The organism is Rhizobiales bacterium NRL2 (assembly GCA_001664005.1).
Lineage (GTDB): Bacteria > Pseudomonadota > Alphaproteobacteria > Minwuiales > Minwuiaceae > Minwuia.
The window spans coordinates 920,596-940,099 of sequence record CP016093.1; the positions used below are offsets into that span (position 1 = coordinate 920,596).

At 68.7% G+C, this 19,504-nt stretch carries 18 protein-coding genes; 13 read left to right on the plus strand and 5 right to left on the minus strand.

Annotation, left to right across the window (positions count from 1 at the left end):
• Window positions 1–4: 4 nt before the first annotated feature.
• From TEF_04280 to TEF_04300, 5 genes are all read left to right on the plus strand, one after another.
• Window positions 5–1,708 (plus strand): hypothetical protein, encoded by a 1,704-nt coding sequence (locus TEF_04280; GenBank protein ANK80093.1) that lies wholly within the window; start codon window positions 5–7, stop codon window positions 1,706–1,708.
• A gap of 8 nt (window positions 1,709–1,716) precedes the next feature.
• Window positions 1,717–3,096: a hypothetical protein gene (locus TEF_04285; GenBank protein ID ANK80094.1), complete on the plus strand. Its 1,380-nt coding sequence runs from the start codon at window positions 1,717–1,719 to the stop codon at window positions 3,094–3,096.
• Between the two features lie 50 nt (window positions 3,097–3,146).
• Window positions 3,147–4,190, plus strand: coding sequence for a hypothetical protein (locus TEF_04290; protein ID ANK80095.1), 1,044 nt, complete (start codon window positions 3,147–3,149; stop codon window positions 4,188–4,190).
• Window positions 4,187–4,912, plus strand: coding sequence for a heme iron utilization protein (locus TEF_04295; protein ANK80096.1), 726 nt, complete (start codon window positions 4,187–4,189; stop codon window positions 4,910–4,912). Before TEF_04290 ends, TEF_04295 begins: the two co-directional genes overlap by 4 nt.
• 219 nt (window positions 4,913–5,131) lie before the next feature.
• The gene (locus TEF_04300) at window positions 5,132–6,742 is read left to right on the plus strand and encodes a phosphoenolpyruvate carboxykinase (ATP) (protein ANK80097.1); all 1,611 of its coding nucleotides are present in this window, start codon (window positions 5,132–5,134) and stop codon (window positions 6,740–6,742) included.
• Between the two features lie 102 nt (window positions 6,743–6,844).
• Here TEF_04300 and TEF_04305 read toward each other — a convergent pair whose 3' ends face one another.
• The 4 genes from TEF_04305 to TEF_04320 form a co-directional block, all read right to left on the minus strand.
• Window positions 6,845–7,060, minus strand: coding sequence for a hypothetical protein (locus TEF_04305; GenBank protein ID ANK80098.1), 216 nt, complete (start codon window positions 7,058–7,060; stop codon window positions 6,845–6,847).
• A gap of 93 nt (window positions 7,061–7,153) precedes the next feature.
• Window positions 7,154–8,692 (minus strand): AMP-dependent synthetase, encoded by a 1,539-nt coding sequence (locus TEF_04310; GenBank protein ID ANK80099.1) that lies wholly within the window; start codon window positions 8,690–8,692, stop codon window positions 7,154–7,156.
• Between the two features lie 80 nt (window positions 8,693–8,772).
• Complete coding sequence (locus TEF_04315) at window positions 8,773–9,246, minus strand: hypothetical protein (GenBank protein ID ANK80100.1); 474 nt, start codon at window positions 9,244–9,246, stop codon at window positions 8,773–8,775.
• A 56-nt stretch (window positions 9,247–9,302) separates the two neighbouring features.
• The gene (locus tag TEF_04320; protein ANK80101.1) at window positions 9,303–10,265 is read right to left on the minus strand and encodes a homocysteine methyltransferase; all 963 of its coding nucleotides are present in this window, start codon (window positions 10,263–10,265) and stop codon (window positions 9,303–9,305) included.
• A gap of 237 nt (window positions 10,266–10,502) precedes the next feature.
• Here TEF_04320 and TEF_04325 point away from each other — a divergent pair, with 237 nt between their 5' ends.
• From TEF_04325 to TEF_04350, 6 genes are all read left to right on the plus strand, one after another.
• Entirely contained in the window at window positions 10,503–11,123 is a 621-nt protein-coding gene (locus TEF_04325) for a TetR family transcriptional regulator (GenBank protein ID ANK80102.1), read from the plus strand.
• 499 nt (window positions 11,124–11,622) lie between these two features.
• On the plus strand, window positions 11,623–12,033 hold the full coding sequence (locus tag TEF_04330; GenBank protein ID ANK83268.1) for a hypothetical protein: 411 nt from the start codon (window positions 11,623–11,625) through the stop codon (window positions 12,031–12,033).
• A 124-nt stretch (window positions 12,034–12,157) separates the two neighbouring features.
• A complete protein-coding gene (locus TEF_04335; GenBank protein ID ANK80103.1) occupies window positions 12,158–12,358 on the plus strand; it encodes a 50S ribosomal protein L35 in 201 nt (66 codons plus the stop codon).
• Window positions 12,359–12,382: 24 nt separating this feature from the next.
• Window positions 12,383–12,757: a 50S ribosomal protein L20 gene (locus tag TEF_04340; protein ID ANK80104.1), complete on the plus strand. Its 375-nt coding sequence runs from the start codon at window positions 12,383–12,385 to the stop codon at window positions 12,755–12,757.
• Window positions 12,758–12,803: 46 nt separating this feature from the next.
• Window positions 12,804–13,877: a phenylalanine--tRNA ligase subunit alpha gene (locus tag TEF_04345; protein ID ANK80105.1), complete on the plus strand. Its 1,074-nt coding sequence runs from the start codon at window positions 12,804–12,806 to the stop codon at window positions 13,875–13,877.
• Window positions 13,874–16,282 carry a phenylalanine--tRNA ligase subunit beta gene (locus TEF_04350; protein ANK80106.1) on the plus strand — a complete coding sequence of 803 codons (2,409 nt, stop codon included), beginning with the start codon at window positions 13,874–13,876 and terminating at the stop codon, window positions 16,280–16,282. The genes TEF_04345 and TEF_04350 overlap by 4 nt, the downstream gene beginning before the upstream one ends.
• 142 nt (window positions 16,283–16,424) lie before the next feature.
• Here the strand turns inward: TEF_04350 and TEF_04355 are convergent, their stop codons facing one another.
• Window positions 16,425–17,060 (minus strand): glutathione S-transferase, encoded by a 636-nt coding sequence (locus tag TEF_04355; protein ID ANK83269.1) that lies wholly within the window; start codon window positions 17,058–17,060, stop codon window positions 16,425–16,427.
• A 142-nt stretch (window positions 17,061–17,202) separates the two neighbouring features.
• On the opposite strand from TEF_04355, the gene TEF_04360 reads away from it, so the two are divergent.
• Both TEF_04360 and TEF_04365 read left to right on the plus strand, forming a co-directional pair.
• Window positions 17,203–17,697 (plus strand): hypothetical protein, encoded by a 495-nt coding sequence (locus TEF_04360; protein ID ANK80107.1) that lies wholly within the window; start codon window positions 17,203–17,205, stop codon window positions 17,695–17,697.
• Between the two features lie 48 nt (window positions 17,698–17,745).
• Complete coding sequence (locus TEF_04365; GenBank protein ID ANK83270.1) at window positions 17,746–19,503, plus strand: hypothetical protein; 1,758 nt, start codon at window positions 17,746–17,748, stop codon at window positions 19,501–19,503.
• Window position 19,504: the final 1 nt, after the last annotated feature.

Consider the following 19,504-nt stretch of genomic DNA (forward strand, 5'->3'; position numbering starts at 1 on the left):
GACGATGAGCGACTGGGATCTGGTGATCCGTAATGCGCGGATCTATGACGGGCTGGGCAACGACCCGGTCGAAGGGGATCTGGCGGTCCGGGATGGCGTTGTCGGTGCGGTCGGCAAGGTCGACGGCCAGGGCGCCGAGGAGATCGATGCGGGCGGCGACGCCATCGCCCCGGGCATCGTCGACGTCCATACCCACTACGACGCGCAGCTGACCTGGGACCCGACGGCCTCGCCCTCGCCGGCGCTGGGAGTGACCACGGTGGTCATCGGCAATTGCGGCTTCGGCATCGCCCCGGCGCCGAAGGCGGCGCGGGACACGATTCTCGCCAATCTCTCCGTCGTCGAGGCCATGTCGCTGGAAAGCCTGCACGCGGGCGTCGACTGGTCGTTCACCAGCTTCGCCGAGTATCTCGACCTGGTGCAGGCCAAGCGGCCCTTCCCGAACGTCGCGGCCCTGGCCTCGCATTCGGTGATGCGCACGGCGGTGATGGGCGATGCGGGCTCCGAGCGCGCCGCCACCGAAGCGGAACTGGCGGAGATGCAGGCGCTGTTCCGTGACGCGCTGGCGGCCGGCGCGCTGGGCATGGGCTCGTCGACCTTCGAGAACCATTTCGGCGCCGGCAACCGGCCCGTGCCGTCGCGCATGGCCGACGACGCCGAGTTCCGCGCCTTCGCCCGGACGCTCGGCGAGGCCGGGGGCGGCGGGATCATGATGGCGACCTGCGGCAATGCCACCTCCATCCCGCTGCTGGGCGAACTGGCCGAGCTGTCTCAGGGGGCGACGATCTATGCGCCGCTGCTGCACTATTCCAACCAGCCCGAGCGCGCCATCGGCCTCGCCCGCGAATGCGCCGCCGAGCGCGAGAAGGGCCGGCCGGTCTTCCCGCAGTGCTCCTGCCAGCCGCTGTCCATGGACTTCACACTGGAGGCCGCCTACCCGATGCTGACCATCGACGGCTGGCCCGGCAGCGACGACGCGGTGGAGCTGAAGCGCGCCTTCGCCGACCCGGCCGTCCGCCAGCGCATCCGCGACGATCTGGCGAAGCCGTCAGGCACCCGCATCTTCAACGGCCACTGGGACCGGGTGGAGATCACCATCGCGCAGAAGCCCGAGAACGCGGACCTCGTCGGCCTGACCCTGGCCGATCTGGGCCAGCGGCAGGGCAAGGATCCGCTGGACGCCTATCTCGACCTGGCGCTGGCGGAGGACCTGAAGACGGTCTTCACCGCCAAGCTGCTGAACGTCGAGGAGGACCGCGTGGCGGAGCTGCTGGCGATGCCGGGCAACCTGGTCAGCCTTTCCGACGCCGGCGCCCATCACACGCTGTTCTGCGATGCGGGCTTCGGCATCCATTTCCTCAGCCACTGGGTGCGCGAGGCGCAGAAGTTCACCCTGGCCCAGGCCATCGCCAAGCTGACCTCGGAGCCGGCGCGGATCTATGGTCTGGAAGGCCGCGGCGAGCTGCGTCCCGGCGCGGCGGCCGACTTCATCCGCTTCGATCCGGCGGCGCTGAAGCTCTCGAAGACTATCAAGCTGGCCGACCTGCCCGCGGGCGGGGAGCGGCTGGTGCGCGAGGCGCCGGGGCTCAAGGGCACCTGGGTCAACGGCGTGCAGGTGCATGACGGCAAGGGCTACAGGGACGTCGCCGGTCCCGGCCTTGTGCTCCGCCGCCGCAGCGCGACGCCGGAACGGGCCGCGGCCGAATAGCGCTCTGAATGGAGGAAATCCCGCTCGTACAGGAACTGGGTCAGTGGATCGGCGAGGTCCTGCCGCTGATCCAGGACCGCGCCTTCTGGACCGAGCGGGTGCTGGAGCGATGGGTGCTGCTGCAGGTGGCGCTGGCGCTGGGGCTGCTGCTCGCCTCGATCTGGCTGCAGCGCCGTTCCGGGCCAATGCTGCTCGGTCTGGTCGGACGGATGGCCGGACAGCGCACGCTGCAGCGCTTCGTCATGCTGTTCGTCAGCCGCCGGCAGCAGATCCTCTACATGATCCTGCTCTGGCTGGCCGTCATCGTGCTGGCCAATGCGCCGCCGGCCAGGACCGAACTGCTCGGCGTGCTCGCCAACCTGGTCACGGCCTGGGTGGTGATCTCCATCATCTCCCGCATCATCCGCAACAAGCCCGTGGCGCGTTCGGTCGCCCTGGTCATCTGGACGGTGGCGGCGCTGAACATTCTCGGCATCCTGCCGGCAACAATCGATGCGCTGGACAATATCGGCCTGAGCATCGGCGACACGCGGATCACGGCGCTTTCGGTGGTCAACGCCATCGGACTCTCGGTCATCCTGATCTGGCTGTCGGTGCTGGCCAGCCGCCTGGTGGAAAGCCGGCTGGAGGCCAGCCAGGACCTGCGGCCGGCCACGCGGGTGCTGCTGGGCAAGCTGTTCCGCATCGTCGTGCTGTCGCTCGCGGTGCTCGTGGCCCTCGACCTGACCGGCATCGACCTGACGGCGCTGGCGGTGTTCGGCGGCGCGCTGGGCCTCGGCCTCGGCTTCGGCCTGCAGAAGGTGATCTCCAACCTGGTGAGCGGCTTCATCCTGCTGATGGACAAGTCGATCAAGCCCGGCGACGTGATCGAGCTGGACGAGACCTTCGGCTGGATCACCAAGCTGCAGGCGCGCTACGTCTCCGTCATCACCCGCGACGGGCGGGAGTATCTGATCCCCAACGAGGATCTGATCACCAACCGGGTGATCAACTGGTCCTACACCGACGCCAATGTCCGCCTGGAGATCGCCTTCGGCGTCGCATATGGCAGCAATCCCCATCAGGTGCGGGAACTCGCCGTGGAGGCGGCGCGCACCGCCGACCGGGTGCTGAAGACGCCGACGCCGGTCTGTCACTTCGTCGAGTTCGGCGACAGTTCGCTGAAGTTCGTGCTGCGCTTCTGGATCCGCGACCCGGCCGACGGCGTGGTCAACATCAAGGGCAAGGTGATGCTGGCGCTCTGGGACACCTTCCAGGAGCACGGCGTCACCATCCCCTTCCCGCACCGCGAGGTCTATTTCCGCAACCCGCTGGAGGTGGTGGAAAGGGGTGGCGACGGCGCGGCGTCCCGGCGGCCGGACGAGGCGGTGGAGCCCCCGAAGGATTAGTGATAGGTGGAAAACGCCTTCATCCACCAATCAACCCAGCCGGAGCGCCCATGTCGGACAAGACCAACCCAGGCAACTTCTTCGAGGATTTCGAGATCGGGCAGGAGCTGGTCCACGCCACGCCGCGGACCATCACCGAGGGCGAGGTGGCGCTCTACACCGCGCTCTATGGCGGGCGCTTCGCGCTGCAGAGCGCCGACATGGCCGCGCAGGCGCTGGGCTATCCCGGCGCGCCGGTCGACGACTGGCTGGTCTTCCACATCGTCTTCGGCAAGACCGTGCCCGACGTCTCGCTCAACGCCGTGGCCAATCTGGGCTACGCCCGGGGCCGCTTCCTGGCGCCGGTCTTTCCCGGCGACACGCTGGCCGCCACCTCGAAGGTGATCGGGCTGAAGGAGAATTCCAACGGCAAGACCGGCACGGTCTACGTCAACTCGACCGGCACCAACCAGGCCGGCGAGACGGTGCTCGACTACTGCCGCTGGGTGATGATCCGCAAGCGCGACGAGAACGCGCCGGCGCCCGCGCCGGTGGTGCCCGACCTGCCGGCCCGGGTCGACCCGGGCGACCTCGCGATCCCCGACATCGAGGCCGCGGGCTACAACGCGGCCTGGGTCGGCCAGCCGCACCGCTTCGGCGACTACCGGGCGGGCGAGCGCATCGACCATGCCGACGGCGTCACCATCGAGGAAGCCGAGCACATGATGGCGACCCGGCTCTATCAGAACACGGCCAGGGTGCACTTCAACCAGCATACCGAAGGCCAGGGCCGGTTCGGGCGGCGGCTGATCTACGGCGGCCACATCATCAGCCTCGCGCGGTCGCTGAGCTACAACGGCCTGGCGCCGGCCATGTGGATCGCGGCGATCAACGGCGGGGCGCACACCGCGCCGACCTTCGCGGGCGACACCATCTACGCCTGGTCGGAGGTGCTGGAGACCGCCGACCTGCCGGGACCGGTTGGCGCGCTGCGGTTGCGCACGGTGGCCTGCAAGGACCGCGCGGCCACCGACTTCCCCGACAAGGCTGAAGACGGCAAGCGCGATCCCGCGGTGGTGCTGGATCTCGACTACTGGGCGCTGATGGTGAAATGAGCGGCGGGGGCCAGGACGCCGCCGCCGAATCGCGGCGGCTGATGCGGAGCGAGCCGACGGCGGTGCTCTCGACGGGGCTGGGCGCCGACGGCTGGCCCTATGGCTCCCTGTTGCTGACGGCGGTCGATCATGCGGCGCGGCCGGTCCTGCTGATCTCGACGCTTGCCGAGCACACGAAGAACCTCGCCCGCGACGACCGGGTCTCGCTGCTGTTCGACGGCACCGGCGGCCATCGCGAGCGTCTGACCGGGCCGCGGGTCACCGTACTGGGCCGGGCGGCGAAGACCGGTGACGAACACGCGAAGGCGCGGTTCCTCGCCCGTCACCCCTCGGCGGCCATGTACGCCGGCTTCGGCGACTTCGCCTTCTGGCGAATCGAGCCCGAGCGCGCCCACATCGTCGCCGGCTTCGGGCGGATCGACTGGGTGGACGCGGACCGCCTGCTGACCGATGTTTCCGGCGCGGCGGCGCTGGCCGGGGCCGAGTCCGGCGTCGTCCGGCACATGAACGAGGACCATTCCGACGCGGTCGGCCTTTACGCGAACGTGCTCTGCGGGCAGGACGGCGTCGGCTGGCGCATGACCGGCGTCGACCCGGAAGGCGCGGATCTGGCGCGCGCCGGCGCGCACTGCCGCGTCGCTTTCGGGAAGCCCGTGACGGACGCCGACGGCGCCCGCGCGGAACTGGTCCGGCTGGTCAGGCAGGCGCGCGGGCGCGGATGAAAACAATCCGAAAGTCTGTTGCGAATCCTTCTCACGGCATGTGACAGTAACGCACGGCATGTGACAGTAAATCCGGTTGAAACGGTCGCCGCCTTGGATATGGTTGCGGCTCTTTCGTGACAGCGCGCGGAATCAGGGTGACGCGGAGAAGGGCGTTACTTCCGCATCTGTTTCTGGCGTCCGACGCCGTGGCGGGACCTATTCCATCGGGAGGAAGCTTTGGAGAACCTGGGACCGACGATCAGCAGCAACGGGCTGGACCGACAGGGGCTGGACGGCGTGGCGACGGCGCACTGGAACTACGGCACCGCCGCGCTCTACACCGCTGCGCTGGCCCGCGGCGAGGGCAAGCTGGGCGTGGGCGGTCCGCTGGTCGCGACGACGGGCGTGCATACCGGCCGCTCGGCCCAGGACAAGTTCATCGTCAAGGAGCCGTCCTCCGAGAACGAGGTCTCGTGGGGCGCGATCAACAAGCCCTTCGACGCCGACCGCTTCGACGCTCTGCTGGCCCGCGTGCAGGGCTATCTGAGCGGCCGGGAGGTCTTCGTGCAGGACTGCTGGGCGGGCGCGTCGCGCGACTACCGGCTGGGCGTTCGGGTGATCACCGAGAAGGCCTGGCACAATCTGTTCGCCCGCAACATGTTCATCCAGCCGACGGCGGATGAGCTGGCCGGGTTCGATCCCGAGTTCACCGTCATCCAGGCGCCGAACTTCCGCGCCTCGCCCGAGCGCGACGGCACCCGCTCCGACTGCTTCATCATCGCCAACTTTGCGAAGAAGGTCGTGATCATCGGCGGCACCCACTATGCCGGCGAGATCAAGAAGTCGGTGTTCTCCATTCTCAATTACCTGCTGCCGGCGCGGCAGGTGATGCCGATGCACTGCTCGATCAATGTGGGCGAGCAGGGCGATTCGGCGATCTTCTTCGGCCTTTCCGGGACCGGCAAGACGACGCTGTCGGCCGATCCGCGCCGGGAACTGATCGGCGATGACGAGCATGGCTGGTCGGACGACGGAGTCTTCAACTTCGAGGGCGGCTGCTACGCCAAGGTGATCAACCTTTCGGCGGACGCCGAGCCGGAGATCTACGCAACGACGCGCATGTTCGGCACGGTGCTGGAGAATGTGGTCATGGACCCGCTGAGCGGCGTCCTCGATCTCGACGACGGCACGCTGACGCAGAACACGCGCGCCTCCTATCCGATCGACTTCATCCCCAACGCCTCGGCGACCGGCGTTGCGGGCCATCCGAAGAACGTGGTCATGCTGACCGCCGACGCCTTCGGCGTGCTGCCGCCCATCGCGAAGCTGACGCCGGAGCAGGCGATGTATCACTTCCTGTCGGGCTACACCGCCAAGGTGGCCGGCACCGAAAAGGGCCTCGGCAGCGAACCGCAGGCGACCTTCTCCACCTGTTTCGGCGCGCCGTTCATGCCGCGCCATCCTTCGGTCTACGCCAAGCTGCTGGGCGAGAAGATCGCCCGTCACGGCGCGGCCTGCTGGCTGGTCAACACGGGCTGGACCGGCGGCGTCTACGGCGTCGGCCGGCGCATGCCCATCGCCTATACCCGCGCGCTGCTGAACGCGGCGCTGGACGGTTCGCTGGACAACGTCCCGACCAAGACCGATCCGAACTTCGGCTTCCAGGTGCCGACCGCCTGTCCGGAGGTGCCCGAGGAGGTTCTCAACCCGCGCGGGACCTGGGACGACGGCGGCGCCTATGACGCCAAGGCCGGCGAGCTGGTGGGCCGCTTCAACGACAACTTCACCCAGTTCGAGGGCTACGTCGAAAGCGAGATCCGCCAGGCCGCGCCGCGCAAGGCGGCGTAATCAGGGGCGCGCCTGCTGACTTCTCTGAAGGACCGGGTGCCCTGGATCAGGCCCGGGGACGCCGGACAACACTTCCCGGAATGACGCCCGGTATTACGTGAACTACGCCCAGTAGCCGGGGCGGGGGGTGTCGGACCGGGCCGCCTTCGCCTGCTTCGCCAGCACGTATTCCAGTTTCTGGATCGCGGCCTGCTTCAGGGCCTTGCGGCCGGCGCTGACCGGGCCGATCAAAATGGCTTCCGTGCCCGTCGCCTCGTCGATGGCGGCGACCCGGACCATGTCGTCCATGACCGTGTATTCCAGATAGACGTCGGACATCGGGCCCGCTCCCGGCTTCTCGCGATCCGGCCATGTTCGCCGGCAGCGGTAAAGATGCCGTTAAGCCTGCCCGCTGCCCGTGCGGCGCGCCGCTCAGCTCCCGGCGACCCGGCGGTCGACGCCTTCCCAGTAGGGCTCGCGCAGCTCCTTGCGGCGGATCTTGCCGACCGGCGACTTGGGCAGCGGCTCCTTGCGGAAGACCACCTGCGAGGGCTTCTTGTAGGAGCCGAGGCGCTCGGTGCAGGTGCGGATCACGTCGTCTTCCGTGACCTCGTGGCTGCCGTCGAGGACGCAGAGCGCCATCGGCGTCTCGCCCCAGCGTTCGTGCGGCACCCCGAAGACCGCGACCTCGACCACGCCGGGCAGGTCGGCGATGACGTTCTCCAGCTCCAGCGGCCAGATGTTGTAGCCGCCGGAGATGATCATGTCGTCGGCGCGGTCGAGGATGTAGAGATAGCCGTTCGCATCCAGGCGCCCGACATCGCCGGTCTTCACCCAGCCGTCGACGATGCGCTCGGCCGTGGCCTCGGGGTTGTTCCAGAACTCGGTCATCTGCCCGTCGGACTTGGCGACGATTTCGCCCGGATCGCCCAGCGGCACGGGATTGTTCGCCTCGTCCCAGATCTGCACCTCGATATAGGGCAGCGGCATGCCGCAGGCGCGCAGCGGCGTCGAGCCTTCGATCTCCGCGAACCACTGGCGCGGTCCCATGATGGCGACGGGCAGCACCTCGGTCTGGCCATAGCCCTGGTACATGGCGTCGCCGAACACCTCGTAAGCCTTCAGCGCGGTGGCGTCGGCGATGGGGGCCGCGGCGGCCAGAATGCACTTCAGCTTCGAGAAGTCGCGGGTCTCGGCGCTCGGATCCTGCAGCATGGTGTTCAGCATGGTCGGCACGAAGAAGGCGTAGGCGACACGCTCCTTCTCCATGATCTCCAGCGTCTCGCCGGGGTGGAAATGGTCCAGCAGCAGGTTGCAGCCGCCGCCCAGGAAGACCGGCAGGAACTGGTAGCCCGAACCGTGGCTGATCGGTCCCACATGCAGGCAGACGTCGCCCGGCTCGACCGGCGGGAACAGGTAGAACCAGTCGCGCCCGGCGGCGAGCCAGGCCCTGTGGGAATAGGCCACACCCTTGGGCCGGCCCGTGGTGCCGCCGGTATGGCGGATGATGAACTTGTCGTCCGGGTCGACCTTGATGTCGGGCGTCTCGGCGGACTGTTTCATCAGCCAGTCCTCGTAGCCGCCATCGCGCACGATTACGCGCTCCAGATCGGGCAGTTCGTCGACGAATCCGTCCATGTCGCCGGCATAGTGCTCGGCGACCAGCACCGCGCGGCAGTTGGTGTGCCCCAGCATGTGCAGGTGCATCTCGCGCCGGTCGCGGGCATAGAGCGGCACGCGGACGATGTTGGCGATCGCCGCGCCGAGGAAGAAGTCGGCGGCCTCGATGGAGTTGTCCTCCAGCACGCCGACCCTGTCGCCCGGCTTAAGCCCCATGCCGAGCAGCGCATTGGCCAGCCGGACGCCGCGGTCCCAGGCCTGCCGGAACGTCAGCCGCCGGTCGCGCCAGACGATGCATTCCCGGTCGGCGTAGAACGTCGCCGAACGTTCCATCAGCGTGCGTACATCCATTTCGTCCCTCCCCAGGTCGACGATCTCAAGCTTCGCTCTTTTCGCCCGGAACCGTCGTGCGGCGCAAGCGCCACCCGCCTTCAGCGGACCACGCGGAAGGTGAGAAAGCGCTGGCCGCGCCGCGCCGTGACCCGGCGGCCCGTCACACTGTAGCCGGCGCGCTCGAAGACGGCGCGGGAGACGGCGCTGGCCCAGGCGCTGCGGTGGCGCACGCCCCGGACGGCGAGCGCTTCGTCGCCGGCGGCGAGCAGAGCCCGGCCGACGCCGCGCCGGGTAAAGGCGGGATCGGTGTAGAGCATGTGCACATGGCCGTCTGGGCGCAGTTCGGCGAAGCCGGCGATCGTGCTTCCGATCTCCGCCACCAGCGTCAGGTTGCGTGTCTGCCGGATCCGCCAGGCCGCGAGCGGCAGGCGGGCCGGCGCCCAGACCCGCCGCTGGGGCAGGGAATAGAGCCCGGCGGCGCCGATCCGGACCGCACGGCGGTAGAGGCGGAGCGTCGCCGGCGCGTCGGCCGGCGTGGCGGAGCGAATCGAGACGGCCATGAGGCTCTTCATACAGAAAACCCCGCCGGCGTCACCGGCGGGGTTTGCTGCCCGGGAAGGCGCAAGGGTCAGGCCGCCTGGCGCGCCGGGGCCACGCAATGGGCTGCGATCGCCTCCACATGGCGGTGGTCCGTGCCGCAGCAGCCGCCGACCACCGCGGTGGCGGGCAGGAGCGACAGCAGTTCGGCATAGTCCCGGCCGAGTTCGGCAGGGTTGCCGTCGTCCAGTTCCTCCGCGGCGTCCAGTTCGGCATGGCTGAGCCGGGAGGCGTTGGCCCGCAATCCCCGGATGCGCCGGATCCAGTCGCCGCCCTGACGCAGCGTTCCGGCGAAGTGGTCCGGGTGGGCGCAGTTGATCATGAAATAGGCGGCGTAGCCGTCGGTCGCGGCGTCGACCGCCCGGATGGCCTGGCCCAGCGTCTCGCCGGTCGGCAGCCGTCCGTCCGTTTCCACCGTGAAGGAGATGGCCGCGGGCATGTCGGCCGCCCGGGCGGCGCGGACGATGCCGATGGCCTCGGGCGTGTTGGTGATGGTCAGGGCGGCGACCATGTCGGCGCCGGCGCTGGCGAAGGTGCCGATCTGGGCGGCGTGGTAGTTGCAGGCCGCCGCCTCGGTCATCACCTCGCCGGGGTCGTAGCCGTCGCCGCGCGGACCGAGATTGCCGGAGATGACGCAGGGCGTCGCCGCCGTTTCCAGGTCGTCGCGTATCGACTTCAGCATGGCGATGGCGTCGCGGTTGACGGCGTCAAGGCCGTGCGCGTCATAGCCCAGCTTCGCGCCCCAGTCCGGATTGGCCCGCCAGGTGGGGGATTCGAGCACGAACCCGCAGCCCCGGTCGCGCGCGATCTTCACGTGCCGGCGGTAGTAATTGTCGATCAACTGGCGGCCGACCCGGTCGCGCAGCAGGTCGAAGGCCGCGAAATGCGGCATTTCCACGCCCATCTGGAAGGCCAGCGTGGTTTCCATGCCGCTGTCGGTCAGGAATACCGCACTGTCAAGCTGGGGGAGGTTGTCGCGGTACTTCGCATTCATCTCTCGCTCTCCTATGACTGAATGGTCCGCCGCGGCTTCTCCCCCCGCGGCAGGCGAGGCGACCATCGCGCGCCCGGGCGCACGGCGATAGAAGATGCGTGGTGCGGAAAGTCCGGTTTCCGTTTTTCGCCGTGGTTTCAATTGCCTGGGGGACCGCGGCCGGCTCTTTGGCGTTGCCAGCGTGACGGCCGTGCGGCAAAACCGTACTCGCGATACGGTTTTCGCCGGAGAAATGCGATGCGCAAGGGCTTCGAGACGCGTGAACGCATCATGGACGTCGCGGAACAGGCGGTCCTGGAGAAGGGCTTCGGCGCCACCTCGATCGACGAGATCATCGCCGCTGCCGAGATCACCAAGAGCGGCTTCATCTACCATTTCCCCGACAAGCCGGCGCTCGCGCGGGCCTTGCTGGAGCGCTACATCGAGCGCGACAACCAGGTGCTGGACGACGTCTTCGGACGCGCCTTCGAACTGACCGACGACCCGCTGCAGGCGATGCTGGTGGGGCTGAAACTGTTCGCCGAACTGATGACCGACCTGCCGGCCGGTCATCCGGGCTGTCTGGTGGCGACCTACTGCTATCAGGAGCGGCTGTTCGACAGCGAGATCCGCGAGATCAACGCGCGCGCGGTGCAGGCCTGGCGGCGGCGCTTCCGCAGCCTCCTCGACGACATCGCGGCAACCTGTCCGCCGCGCGACGAGGTCGATCTCGACGATCTGGCCGACATGTTCTCGACCGTGATCGAGGGCGGCATCGTGATGTCCAAGGCGTTGCGCGATCCGCCGCTGCTGGCGCGGCAGGTCCTGCTGCTCCGGTCCTATGTGAAATTGCTGTTCACGCCGCGCCTGGACTACTGAAGCCGAAGAAAGCCCCGCCGGTGAGGTGTTCGGCGGGGCTTCCCCTTCGCACCGTTGGCTTTCGGCGCCGCCGGTGCGGGTTCCGCGTGCGCGCCGGCATCAGAGGAGGGCGCGTCGCGGCCGCGGAACCTTTCGCGGCGCGGCCCGGGCTGTTTCCGGGCGCCGGAGGATGTGTTCTCCGGCAGTCTGCGGCGGACGGACCGCCGTCTTTCGGTGATGCCGGCTTCATTGGCGGCGCCGGCGGGCCGTATGCGTGGGGTCAGAGCCGAGCCTGCTTGGGCGGCTTCATATTCCTAGCCTCCCGTTCACTGTTGACGCTAGGTAAACTACGCCTCCGCCGGCGGCGTGGTCAACGGGATTCGGCGGCGCCGGGTGGCATTGTCACAGGGGCCGGTCCGTCCTATGGATGCAGACGCATGTTCCGCGTGTCAGGGAGGGCCGCGATGACAGCCACAGACCGGAGCGTGGGCCGTTGAGCGTCGCGCGGCTGATCCTCGCCATGGGCGCCTGGACGCGCCTGCGCCAGGCCGCCGGCGATCTCTCGGCCCGGATCGAGGGGGAACTGAAGGCGCAGGGCCTGCCGCCGGTGATCTGGCACGACGCGCTGCAGGCGCTGAAACGCGCCGGCGATGACGGCCTGCGCATGTACGAACTGCAGGACGAACTCCGTCTGCGCCAGTACAACGCCTCCCGCCTGGTCGAGCGCATGGCCATCGACGGGCTGGTGGCCCGGCGCCGCCCCGAGGCGGACCGCCGCGGCCAGGTGCTGACCATCACCGACAGGGGCCGCCAGCGCCTGGACGAGAGCTGGCCGGTCTACCGCCAGGCGGTCGAGCGCCACGTCATGGCCCGCCTGGACGAGGCCGACGCCGACAAGCTGGCCGAGCTTGTGGAGAAGCTCGCGCGCTAGGGCTTGAACCCTGTCATTGGCGCCGCTATAAGCCGCGGTTCCGGTCTTCCGGCAGGGCATGCCGTGTCGACCGTTCAGCTAGGGGGCAACCGGCCCCCGCACCCTTAAGTTCAAGAGGAAGCAAATGCCCAAGATGAAGACGAAGAGCGGGGCGAAGAAGCGATTCAGCCTCACCGCCACCGGCAAGGTGCGGCGCCAGCAGGCCGGCAAGCAGCACGGCATGATCAAGCGCACCAACAAGCAGATCCGCGACCAGCGCGGCACGACGATCATGGCCGACAGCGACGCCAAGTTCGTCAAGAAATACTTCCTGCCCAACGACTGAACGCTGACCAAGGAGACGTAACTCATGGCACGTGTGAAACGTGGCGTCGCCAGTCGTGCGCGGCGCAAGGAAATCCTGGAACAGGCCAAGGGCTACCGCGGCCGCCAGAAGAACGTCCTCTCCATCGCGCGCCAGCGCGTCGAGAAGGGCCTGCAGTACCAGTACCGCGACCGCAAGGTCCGCAAGCGCAATTTCCGGAGCCTCTGGATTCAGCGCATCAACGCGGGCGTGCGCGAGCACGGCGTGACCTACGCGGTCTTTATCGACGGCCTGCGGTCCGCCGGTATCGAAGTTGACCGCAAGGTGCTGGCCGACATCGCCGTGCGCGATCCCGACGGCTTCAAGGTCCTGGTCGAGAAGGCCAAGGACGCCCACGAAGCGAAATACGCCGGGAACTGAGATCGCCGGCTGACGCTTCGCCCGAACTATCGCGGAAGCGTTTGACATGGACATCCAGAAACTCGAGACCGAGCTGACCGGTCCGATCGAGAGCGCCGCCTCCATGGCGGCGCTCGAGGACGCGCGCATCGCCGCGCTGGGCAAGAAGGGGCGGCTGACCGAGCTGATGCGCTCGCTGGGCGGGATGGACCCGGCGGAGCGTCAGCAGGTCGCCCCGGAGCTCAACCGCCTCAAGAACGAGCTCACCGCCGCCATCGAGACCCGCCGGGCCGAGCTCAAGCGGGCCGAGATGGAGGCGAGGCTCGCCACCGAGGCGGTCGACGTCACCCTGCCGGTCCGGCCCGAGGAGACGGGCCGCATCCATCCCGTCAGCCAGGTGGTGGACGAGATCACCGAGATCTTCGCCGATCTCGGCTTCGCCGTGGCCGAGGGCCCGGATATCGAAGACGACTTCCACAACTTCACGGCGCTGAACTTCCCGCCGGCCCACCCGGCCCGGGAGATGCACGACACCTTCTTCTTCCACCCCGACGAGGCGGGCGAACGCAAGCTGCTGCGCACCCACACCTCCTCGGTGCAGATTCGCTGGATGGAGAACAACCCGCCGCCGCACCGCATCGTGGTGCCGGGGCGGACCTACCGCTCCGACAGCGACATGACCCACACGCCCATGTTCCACCAGATCGAGGGTCTGGTGATCGACCGGAACGTGCACATGGGTCACCTCAAGGGCGTGCTGGAGGCCTTCTGCGAGGCCTTCTTCGAGGTCGACGAGGTGCAGATGCGCTTCCGTCCCAGCTTCTTCCCCTTCACGGAGCCATCGGCCGAGGTCGATATCGGCTGCGCCTTCGACGAGGGCCAGATCCGTATCGGCGAGGGCGACGACTGGCTGGAGATCCTGGGCTGCGGCATGGTGCACCCCAACGTGCTGCGCTTCTGCGGCCTGGACCCCGACGAGTGGCAGGGCTTCGCCTGGGGCATGGGCATCGACCGGATCGCCATGCTGAAATACGGCATTCCCGATCTGCGCGCCTTCTTCGAGGCCGATCTGCGCTGGCTGAAGCACTACGGCTTCATGCCCTTCGACGTGCCGGCGCTGGGCGGAGGGCTCAGCCGATGAAGTTCACGCTGAGCTGGCTGAAGGAGCATCTCGACACCGATGCCACGCTGGACGAGATCACCGCGAAGCTGACGGCCATCGGCCTGGAGGTCGAGGCGGTGGAGGACCGGGCGGCGGAGCTGAAGGATTTCACCGTCTGCCGCGTGGTCGAGGCCGCGCCGCATCCCGACGCCGACCGGCTGCGCGTCTGCACCGTCGATACCGGCACGGAGACCGTGCAGGTGGTCTGCGGCGCACCCAACGCCCGGACGGGCATGAAGGGCGTCTTCGCGCGCTCGGGCCTCACCGTGCCGGGGACGGGTCTGCTGCTGAAGCCGACGAAGATCCGCGGCGTCGATTCCAACGGCATGCTGGTCTCGGAGCGGGAGATGGGTCTCTCCGACGAGCACACCGGCATCATCGAACTGCCCGAAGACGCGGTCGTGGGCCAGCCCTTCGCGCCGGTCATGGGTCTGGACGATCCGATGATCGAGATCGCGATCACCCCGAACCGCCAGGACTGCCTGGGCGTGAACGGCATCGCCCGCGACCTGGCCGCCGCCGGTCTGGGCCGGCTGATGGCGCCGGACCTCACCGGCCCGGAAGGCAAGTACCAGAGCCCCGTCGGCGTGCGCCTCGCCTTCGAGGACCCGGAAACGGCCGACGCCTGCCCGGTGTTCCACGGCTGCCATGTCCGCGGCGTGAAGAATGGCCCCAGCCCGAAATGGCTGCAGGAGCGGCTGCTGGCCATCGGTCTCAGGCCCATCTCCACGCTGGTCGACATCACCAACTTCGTCACCTTCGACCTGGGCCGGCCGCTGCACGTCTTCGACGCCGACAAGGTGAAGGGCGACATCCAGGTCCGCCTGGGCCGGCCGGGCGAGAGCTTCATGGCCCTCGACGGCGAGACCTACGAGATGACCGGCGAGGAATGCGTCATCGCCGATGACGGTGGCGCGCACGGCTTCGGCGGCGTCATGGGCGGCGAGGCGAACGGCGTCACCGCGGAGACCGTCAACGTCTTCATCGAAAGCGCCTGGTTCGATCCCGTGCGCACCGCGCGCACCGGCCGTCGCCACGGCATCGATTCGGACGCGCGCTACCGCTTCGAGCGCGGCGTCGACCCGGAGAGCGTCGCCTGGGGCATCCGGGTCGCGGCGCGTCTGGTCACCGAACTCTGCGGCGGCGAGCCGAGCGAAATCGTCACCGCCGGCGAGATCCCCGACACCGGCCGCACGGTCACGCTCCGCGCCTCACGCGTCGCCAGCCTGGGTGGCGTGGAGGTCGACGAGGCCGAATGCCGCCGCATCCTGGAGGCGCTGGGCTTCGGCGTCTCGGGCTCGGGCGAGGCCATACAGGTGGCGGTGCCGTCATGGCGGCGCGACATCGACGGCGAAACCGACCTGGTCGAGGAGGTCGTGCGCATTCACGGCTATGACCATATCCGCTCGGCGCAGCTGCCGCCCGTCTCCGACGTGGCGCGGCCCTCGCTGACCCCGGGCCAGCGGAACGTGCGCACCGCGCGCCGTGTGCTGGCGGGCCGGGGCATGGTGGAGGCCGTCACCTGGTCCTTCCTGCCGCGCGCCCATGCGGCGCTGTTCGGCGGCGGGCAGGATGCGCTGGTCCTCTCCAACCCGATCTCCGCCGATCTCGACTGCATGCGGCCCTCGTTGCTGGCGAACTTGATCGCCGCCGCCGGGCGCAATGCCGACCGGGGCGCGCCCGACACGGCGCTATTCGAGGTCGGCCCGCAATACCGCGGCGACGGCCCCGACGAGCAGGACACCGTCGCCGGCGGCATCCGCCGCGGCCAGATCGGCGCCCGCCACTGGGCCGGCGGCCCGCGCGCCGCCGACGCCTTCGACGCCAAGGCCGACGCCCTGGCCGCGCTCACGGCGCTGGGCGTGGACGCGGAGAAGGCGCAGATCGCGGCGGAAGCGCCCGACTGGTACCATCCGGGCCGCTCGGGCGTGATCCGGCTGGGACCGAAGCTGGTGCTGGCGCATTTCGGCGAGATCCACCCCGCAGTGCTCGACGCGCTGGACGTGAAGGGGCCGCTGGTCGGCTTCGAGGTTTTCGTGGAGCGCGCGCCGCTGCCCAAGGCCGGGCGCAAGACCACCCGCCCGCCGCTGAAGGTCTCCGACTACCCGGCGGTCAGCCGCGACTTCGCCTTCATCGTCGACCGCTCCGTCGCCGTGGCCGAGATGATCCGCGCCGCCCGCGGGGCCGACCGCAACCTGATCGAGGACGTCCAGGTCTTCGACGTCTACGAGGGCGCCAGTATCGGCGAGGGCAGGAAGTCGATCGCGCTCGGCGTGAAGCTGCAGCCCACGGACCGCACGCTCACCGACGACGAGATCGAGCAGGTGGTCGGAAAGATCGTCGCCAACGTGACGAAGTCCACCGGCGGCGTGCTGCGCGGCTGAAGGCCGGCATCCGGCGCGATTGCCAAAACCGGCCCGTTCCGGGGCTTGACCCCGGAACCCAGTGTGGCGTCGATCCGAACTGGGCCCCGGGATCAAGTCCCGGGGCGGCAATCGTTTCAATCCGGTCTTGGATCGACCGCCTTCAGCCCGGCGGGGTCGCCTCCGGCCCGGCGATTTCCATGGCCTTGCGGTAGGCGGGGCGGGCGGTGATCCGCTCGACATAGGCTTGAGCATTGGGCAGATCGTCGATCTTGCGGCCGCCGAAGATCGGCAGGCTGGTCAGGTTGAAGGCGACCATGATGTCGGCGCAGGTGAAATCGTCCCCGGCGAGATACGGGACTTCGCCCAGCCGCTGCTCCAGATAGCCGTAATAGCCCTCCCGGCGGCGGTTCAGCAGCCCGCGATAGCGTTCCGCGGCCTCCCCCGTCGGGTTGGCGCCCAGCGCGTTGGTGGCGAAGAAGATGCCCTGCACGTTGTTGTTGAAGTGCATCCAGTAGAGATAGTCGGCGTAGTTCGGCTGCGCCGGCCCGACCGTCAGCCGTCCGCCGGCGTGGCGGTGGCAGATATATTCCACGATCACCGCGGATTCGGTCAGCCGCCGACCGTCGTCGTCGATCACCGGCGCCGTCGCCGCCGGATGCAGGGCGATGTAGTCGTCGGGCATCAGCCGGTCGGCCTTGCGGTGATACCATTTCAGCTCGTAGGGCAGGCCGAGTTCCTCCATCAGCCAGACGATACGGTCCGACTGGGAGACGCCGAGATGGTGTATCGTGATCATGGTCGTTTCCTTCCGCCTGCTTTCGCCCAGCATAGACAGCCGCTCGGCGGCCGGGGAAGCGCGGTTTGACTGGCGCGGCCAATAGGCTATGACGCTGTGGCGAAACGGCTGACCGGCGGACTCGAATCGGGGAGGATAGGGTATGTCGAGCAATGCTCCGATGGACATTCTGCAGGCGGTCGTCCTGCCGGAATGGATCGACTACAACGGCCACATGAACGTCGGCTACTACAACGTCGCCTTCGACAAGGCGACGGACGGCCTGTTCGACCATCTCGACATGGGGCTGGACTACGTGAAGCGGGAGAACAAGTCGTTCTTCACGCTGGAGACCCATGTCCACTATGTCCGCGAAGTCCTCGAGGGCACGCCGCTGCGCTACACGGTCCAGCTCCTCGACTTCGACGCCAAGCGCGTCCACGCCTTCTTCCAGATGTTCCACGCGGAGGAGGGCTATCTGTCCGCGACGTCGGAGCAGATGTGCGTCCATGTCGACCTGGCCACCCGCCGCACCGCGGCGATGCCCGACGATCTCTACGCCCGGGTGGAGAAGCTCGGACTGGCGCACCGTGACCTGCCCTGGCCCGAGCAGGCCGGGCGCGGCATGAAGATCCGCCGCCGCGGCGCGGCGGCCTGACGCGCCATGCCGCCCGTGGTCCAGCGCGCCCGCGAATGGATCACGAAGCTGTTCCGCGAAAGCCTGCGCGACTTCCGGCCCTTCCGGGATCTGGCCGCGCGCGAACAGATGACGATGCTGCTGTTCGCGGTGCTGACGGGCCTGACCGTCGGCTACGCGGCCTACGGCTTCCGCCTGTCGCTGTCGGCGGTCCAGTACCTGTTCTACGGCGTCGGCACCGAATATCTGGTGCAGACGATCCTGGTCCTGCCCTGGTGGCACGTCGTGCTGGCCCCGGCGCTGGGCGGCCTGGCGGTGGCGCTGTTCCTGAAGTTCGTGATGCCCGGCCACCGGCCGCAGGGTGTCGCCGAGGTGATCGAGGCCGGCATGTATCACAACGGGCGGATGTCGTTCCGCGCAGGCATGGGCGCGGCGTTCACCAGTGCGCTGTCGATCGGTGCCGGCGCCTCGGTCGGGCGGGAGGGGCCGCTGGTCCATCTCGGCGGCTCCATCGCCAGCATCCTGACCAAACGCCTCAACCTGAGCCGGCTGGACGGCCACACCATGCTGGCCTGCGGCGTGGCCGCGGGCGTCGCGGCGTCGTTCAACGCGCCCATCGCGGGCGTGATCTTCGCCCACGAGGTCGTGCTGGGCCATTACGCGCTGCGCGCCCTGGCGCCGGTGGTGATCTCCGGGGTCTGCGGCACCATCATCACCCGCATCCACATCGGCGACTTCCCGGCCTTCCTGATCCCCGACTACGACATTCTCAGCTTCTGGCAGTTCCCGGCCTTCATGATGCTGGGGCTCGTCTCCGGCCTGATGGCGCTGATCTTCTTCTGGTCGGTGGGCTTCACCAAGGATGTCATCGGGCGGACCCGCATCCCCGACTTCTGGCGGCCGCCCATCGCGGGCCTGGCCGTGGGCGTCATCGCGCTGCTGTTCCCGGAGGTGCTGGGCGTCGGCTACGAAGCCACCGACAACGCCCTGAACCAGGTCTATCCCCTGCACCTGCTGATCCTGCTGGTGGCCGCGAAGATGGCCGCGACCTCGATCTGCGTCGCCGGCGGCTTCGGCGGCGGCGTGTTCTCGCCGGCGCTGTTCATCGGCGCCATGACCGGCGGCGCGTTCGGCCTCGTCGCCGCCAATGTCTTCCCCGAACTGGCCGCCGAGCACGGCCTCTACGCCATTGTCGGCATGGGGGCGGTGGCCTCGGCCGTGCTGGGCGCGCCGATCTCGACCACGCTGATCGTCTTCGAGCTCACCGGCGACTACCGCGTCACCATCGCCCTGATGGTGGCCGTGGTGCTGGCCACCGTGATGGGGCGGCAGTTCCGCTATCCCAGCTTCTTCCACTGGCAGCTCGCCCGCCGCGCGGTGAAGCTCGCCGAGACCGACGAGGTGCTGCTGCACGCCCAGGTCGTCGCCGACGTCATGGTGACCGAGGTGGAGACGATCAGCCCGGAGATGAGCTTCGGCGAACTGCGCGAGGTCTACCGCGACAGCAGCGCCCAGGCCTATTACGTCGTCGACGCCGACGGGCGCATCCAGGGTGCGCTGAACGAGGCCGACGTGAAATACGCCCTGCTGGATCCGATGCTGGACAACCTCGGCCGCGCCGTCGACATCGCCTCCCAGACCGGGCCGCTGCTGACCCCCGACATGCCGCTGGACGAGGCGCTGACCGCCTTCCGGGGTACGGCGCATCGCTTCCTGGCCGTGGTTGACAGTCCCGTGGGCCGCCGGCTGCTCGGCACCGTCGCCTTCCGCACGGTGCTGGAGGCGCACAACCGCGCGCTCAAGGCCGCCCAGGCGGAGACGCGGTAGA

Bases quoted from the DNA above. Each gene is read 5' to 3' on its own strand.
- TEF_04280 (ANK80093.1), top strand. From the start codon at position 5: ATGAGCGACTGGGATCTGGTGATCCGTAATGCGCGGATCTATGACGGG.
- TEF_04285 (ANK80094.1), top strand. From the start codon at position 1,717: ATGGAGGAAATCCCGCTCGTACAGGAACTGGGTCAGTGGATCGGCGAG.
- TEF_04290 (ANK80095.1), top strand. From the start codon at position 3,147: ATGTCGGACAAGACCAACCCAGGCAACTTCTTCGAGGATTTCGAGATC.
- TEF_04295 (ANK80096.1), top strand. From the start codon at position 4,187: ATGAGCGGCGGGGGCCAGGACGCCGCCGCCGAATCGCGGCGGCTGATG.
- TEF_04305 (ANK80098.1), bottom strand. From the start codon at position 7,060: ATGTCCGACGTCTATCTGGAATACACGGTCATGGACGACATGGTCCGG.
- TEF_04310 (ANK80099.1), bottom strand. From the start codon at position 8,692: ATGGATGTACGCACGCTGATGGAACGTTCGGCGACGTTCTACGCCGAC.
- TEF_04315 (ANK80100.1), bottom strand. From the start codon at position 9,246: ATGAAGAGCCTCATGGCCGTCTCGATTCGCTCCGCCACGCCGGCCGAC.
- TEF_04320 (ANK80101.1), bottom strand. From the start codon at position 10,265: ATGAATGCGAAGTACCGCGACAACCTCCCCCAGCTTGACAGTGCGGTA.
- TEF_04325 (ANK80102.1), top strand. From the start codon at position 10,503: ATGCGCAAGGGCTTCGAGACGCGTGAACGCATCATGGACGTCGCGGAA.
- TEF_04330 (ANK83268.1), top strand. From the start codon at position 11,623: ATGGGCGCCTGGACGCGCCTGCGCCAGGCCGCCGGCGATCTCTCGGCC.
- TEF_04335 (ANK80103.1), top strand. From the start codon at position 12,158: ATGCCCAAGATGAAGACGAAGAGCGGGGCGAAGAAGCGATTCAGCCTC.
- TEF_04340 (ANK80104.1), top strand. From the start codon at position 12,383: ATGGCACGTGTGAAACGTGGCGTCGCCAGTCGTGCGCGGCGCAAGGAA.
- TEF_04345 (ANK80105.1), top strand. From the start codon at position 12,804: ATGGACATCCAGAAACTCGAGACCGAGCTGACCGGTCCGATCGAGAGC.
- TEF_04350 (ANK80106.1), top strand. From the start codon at position 13,874: ATGAAGTTCACGCTGAGCTGGCTGAAGGAGCATCTCGACACCGATGCC.
- TEF_04355 (ANK83269.1), bottom strand. From the start codon at position 17,060: ATGATCACGATACACCATCTCGGCGTCTCCCAGTCGGACCGTATCGTC.
- TEF_04360 (ANK80107.1), top strand. From the start codon at position 17,203: ATGTCGAGCAATGCTCCGATGGACATTCTGCAGGCGGTCGTCCTGCCG.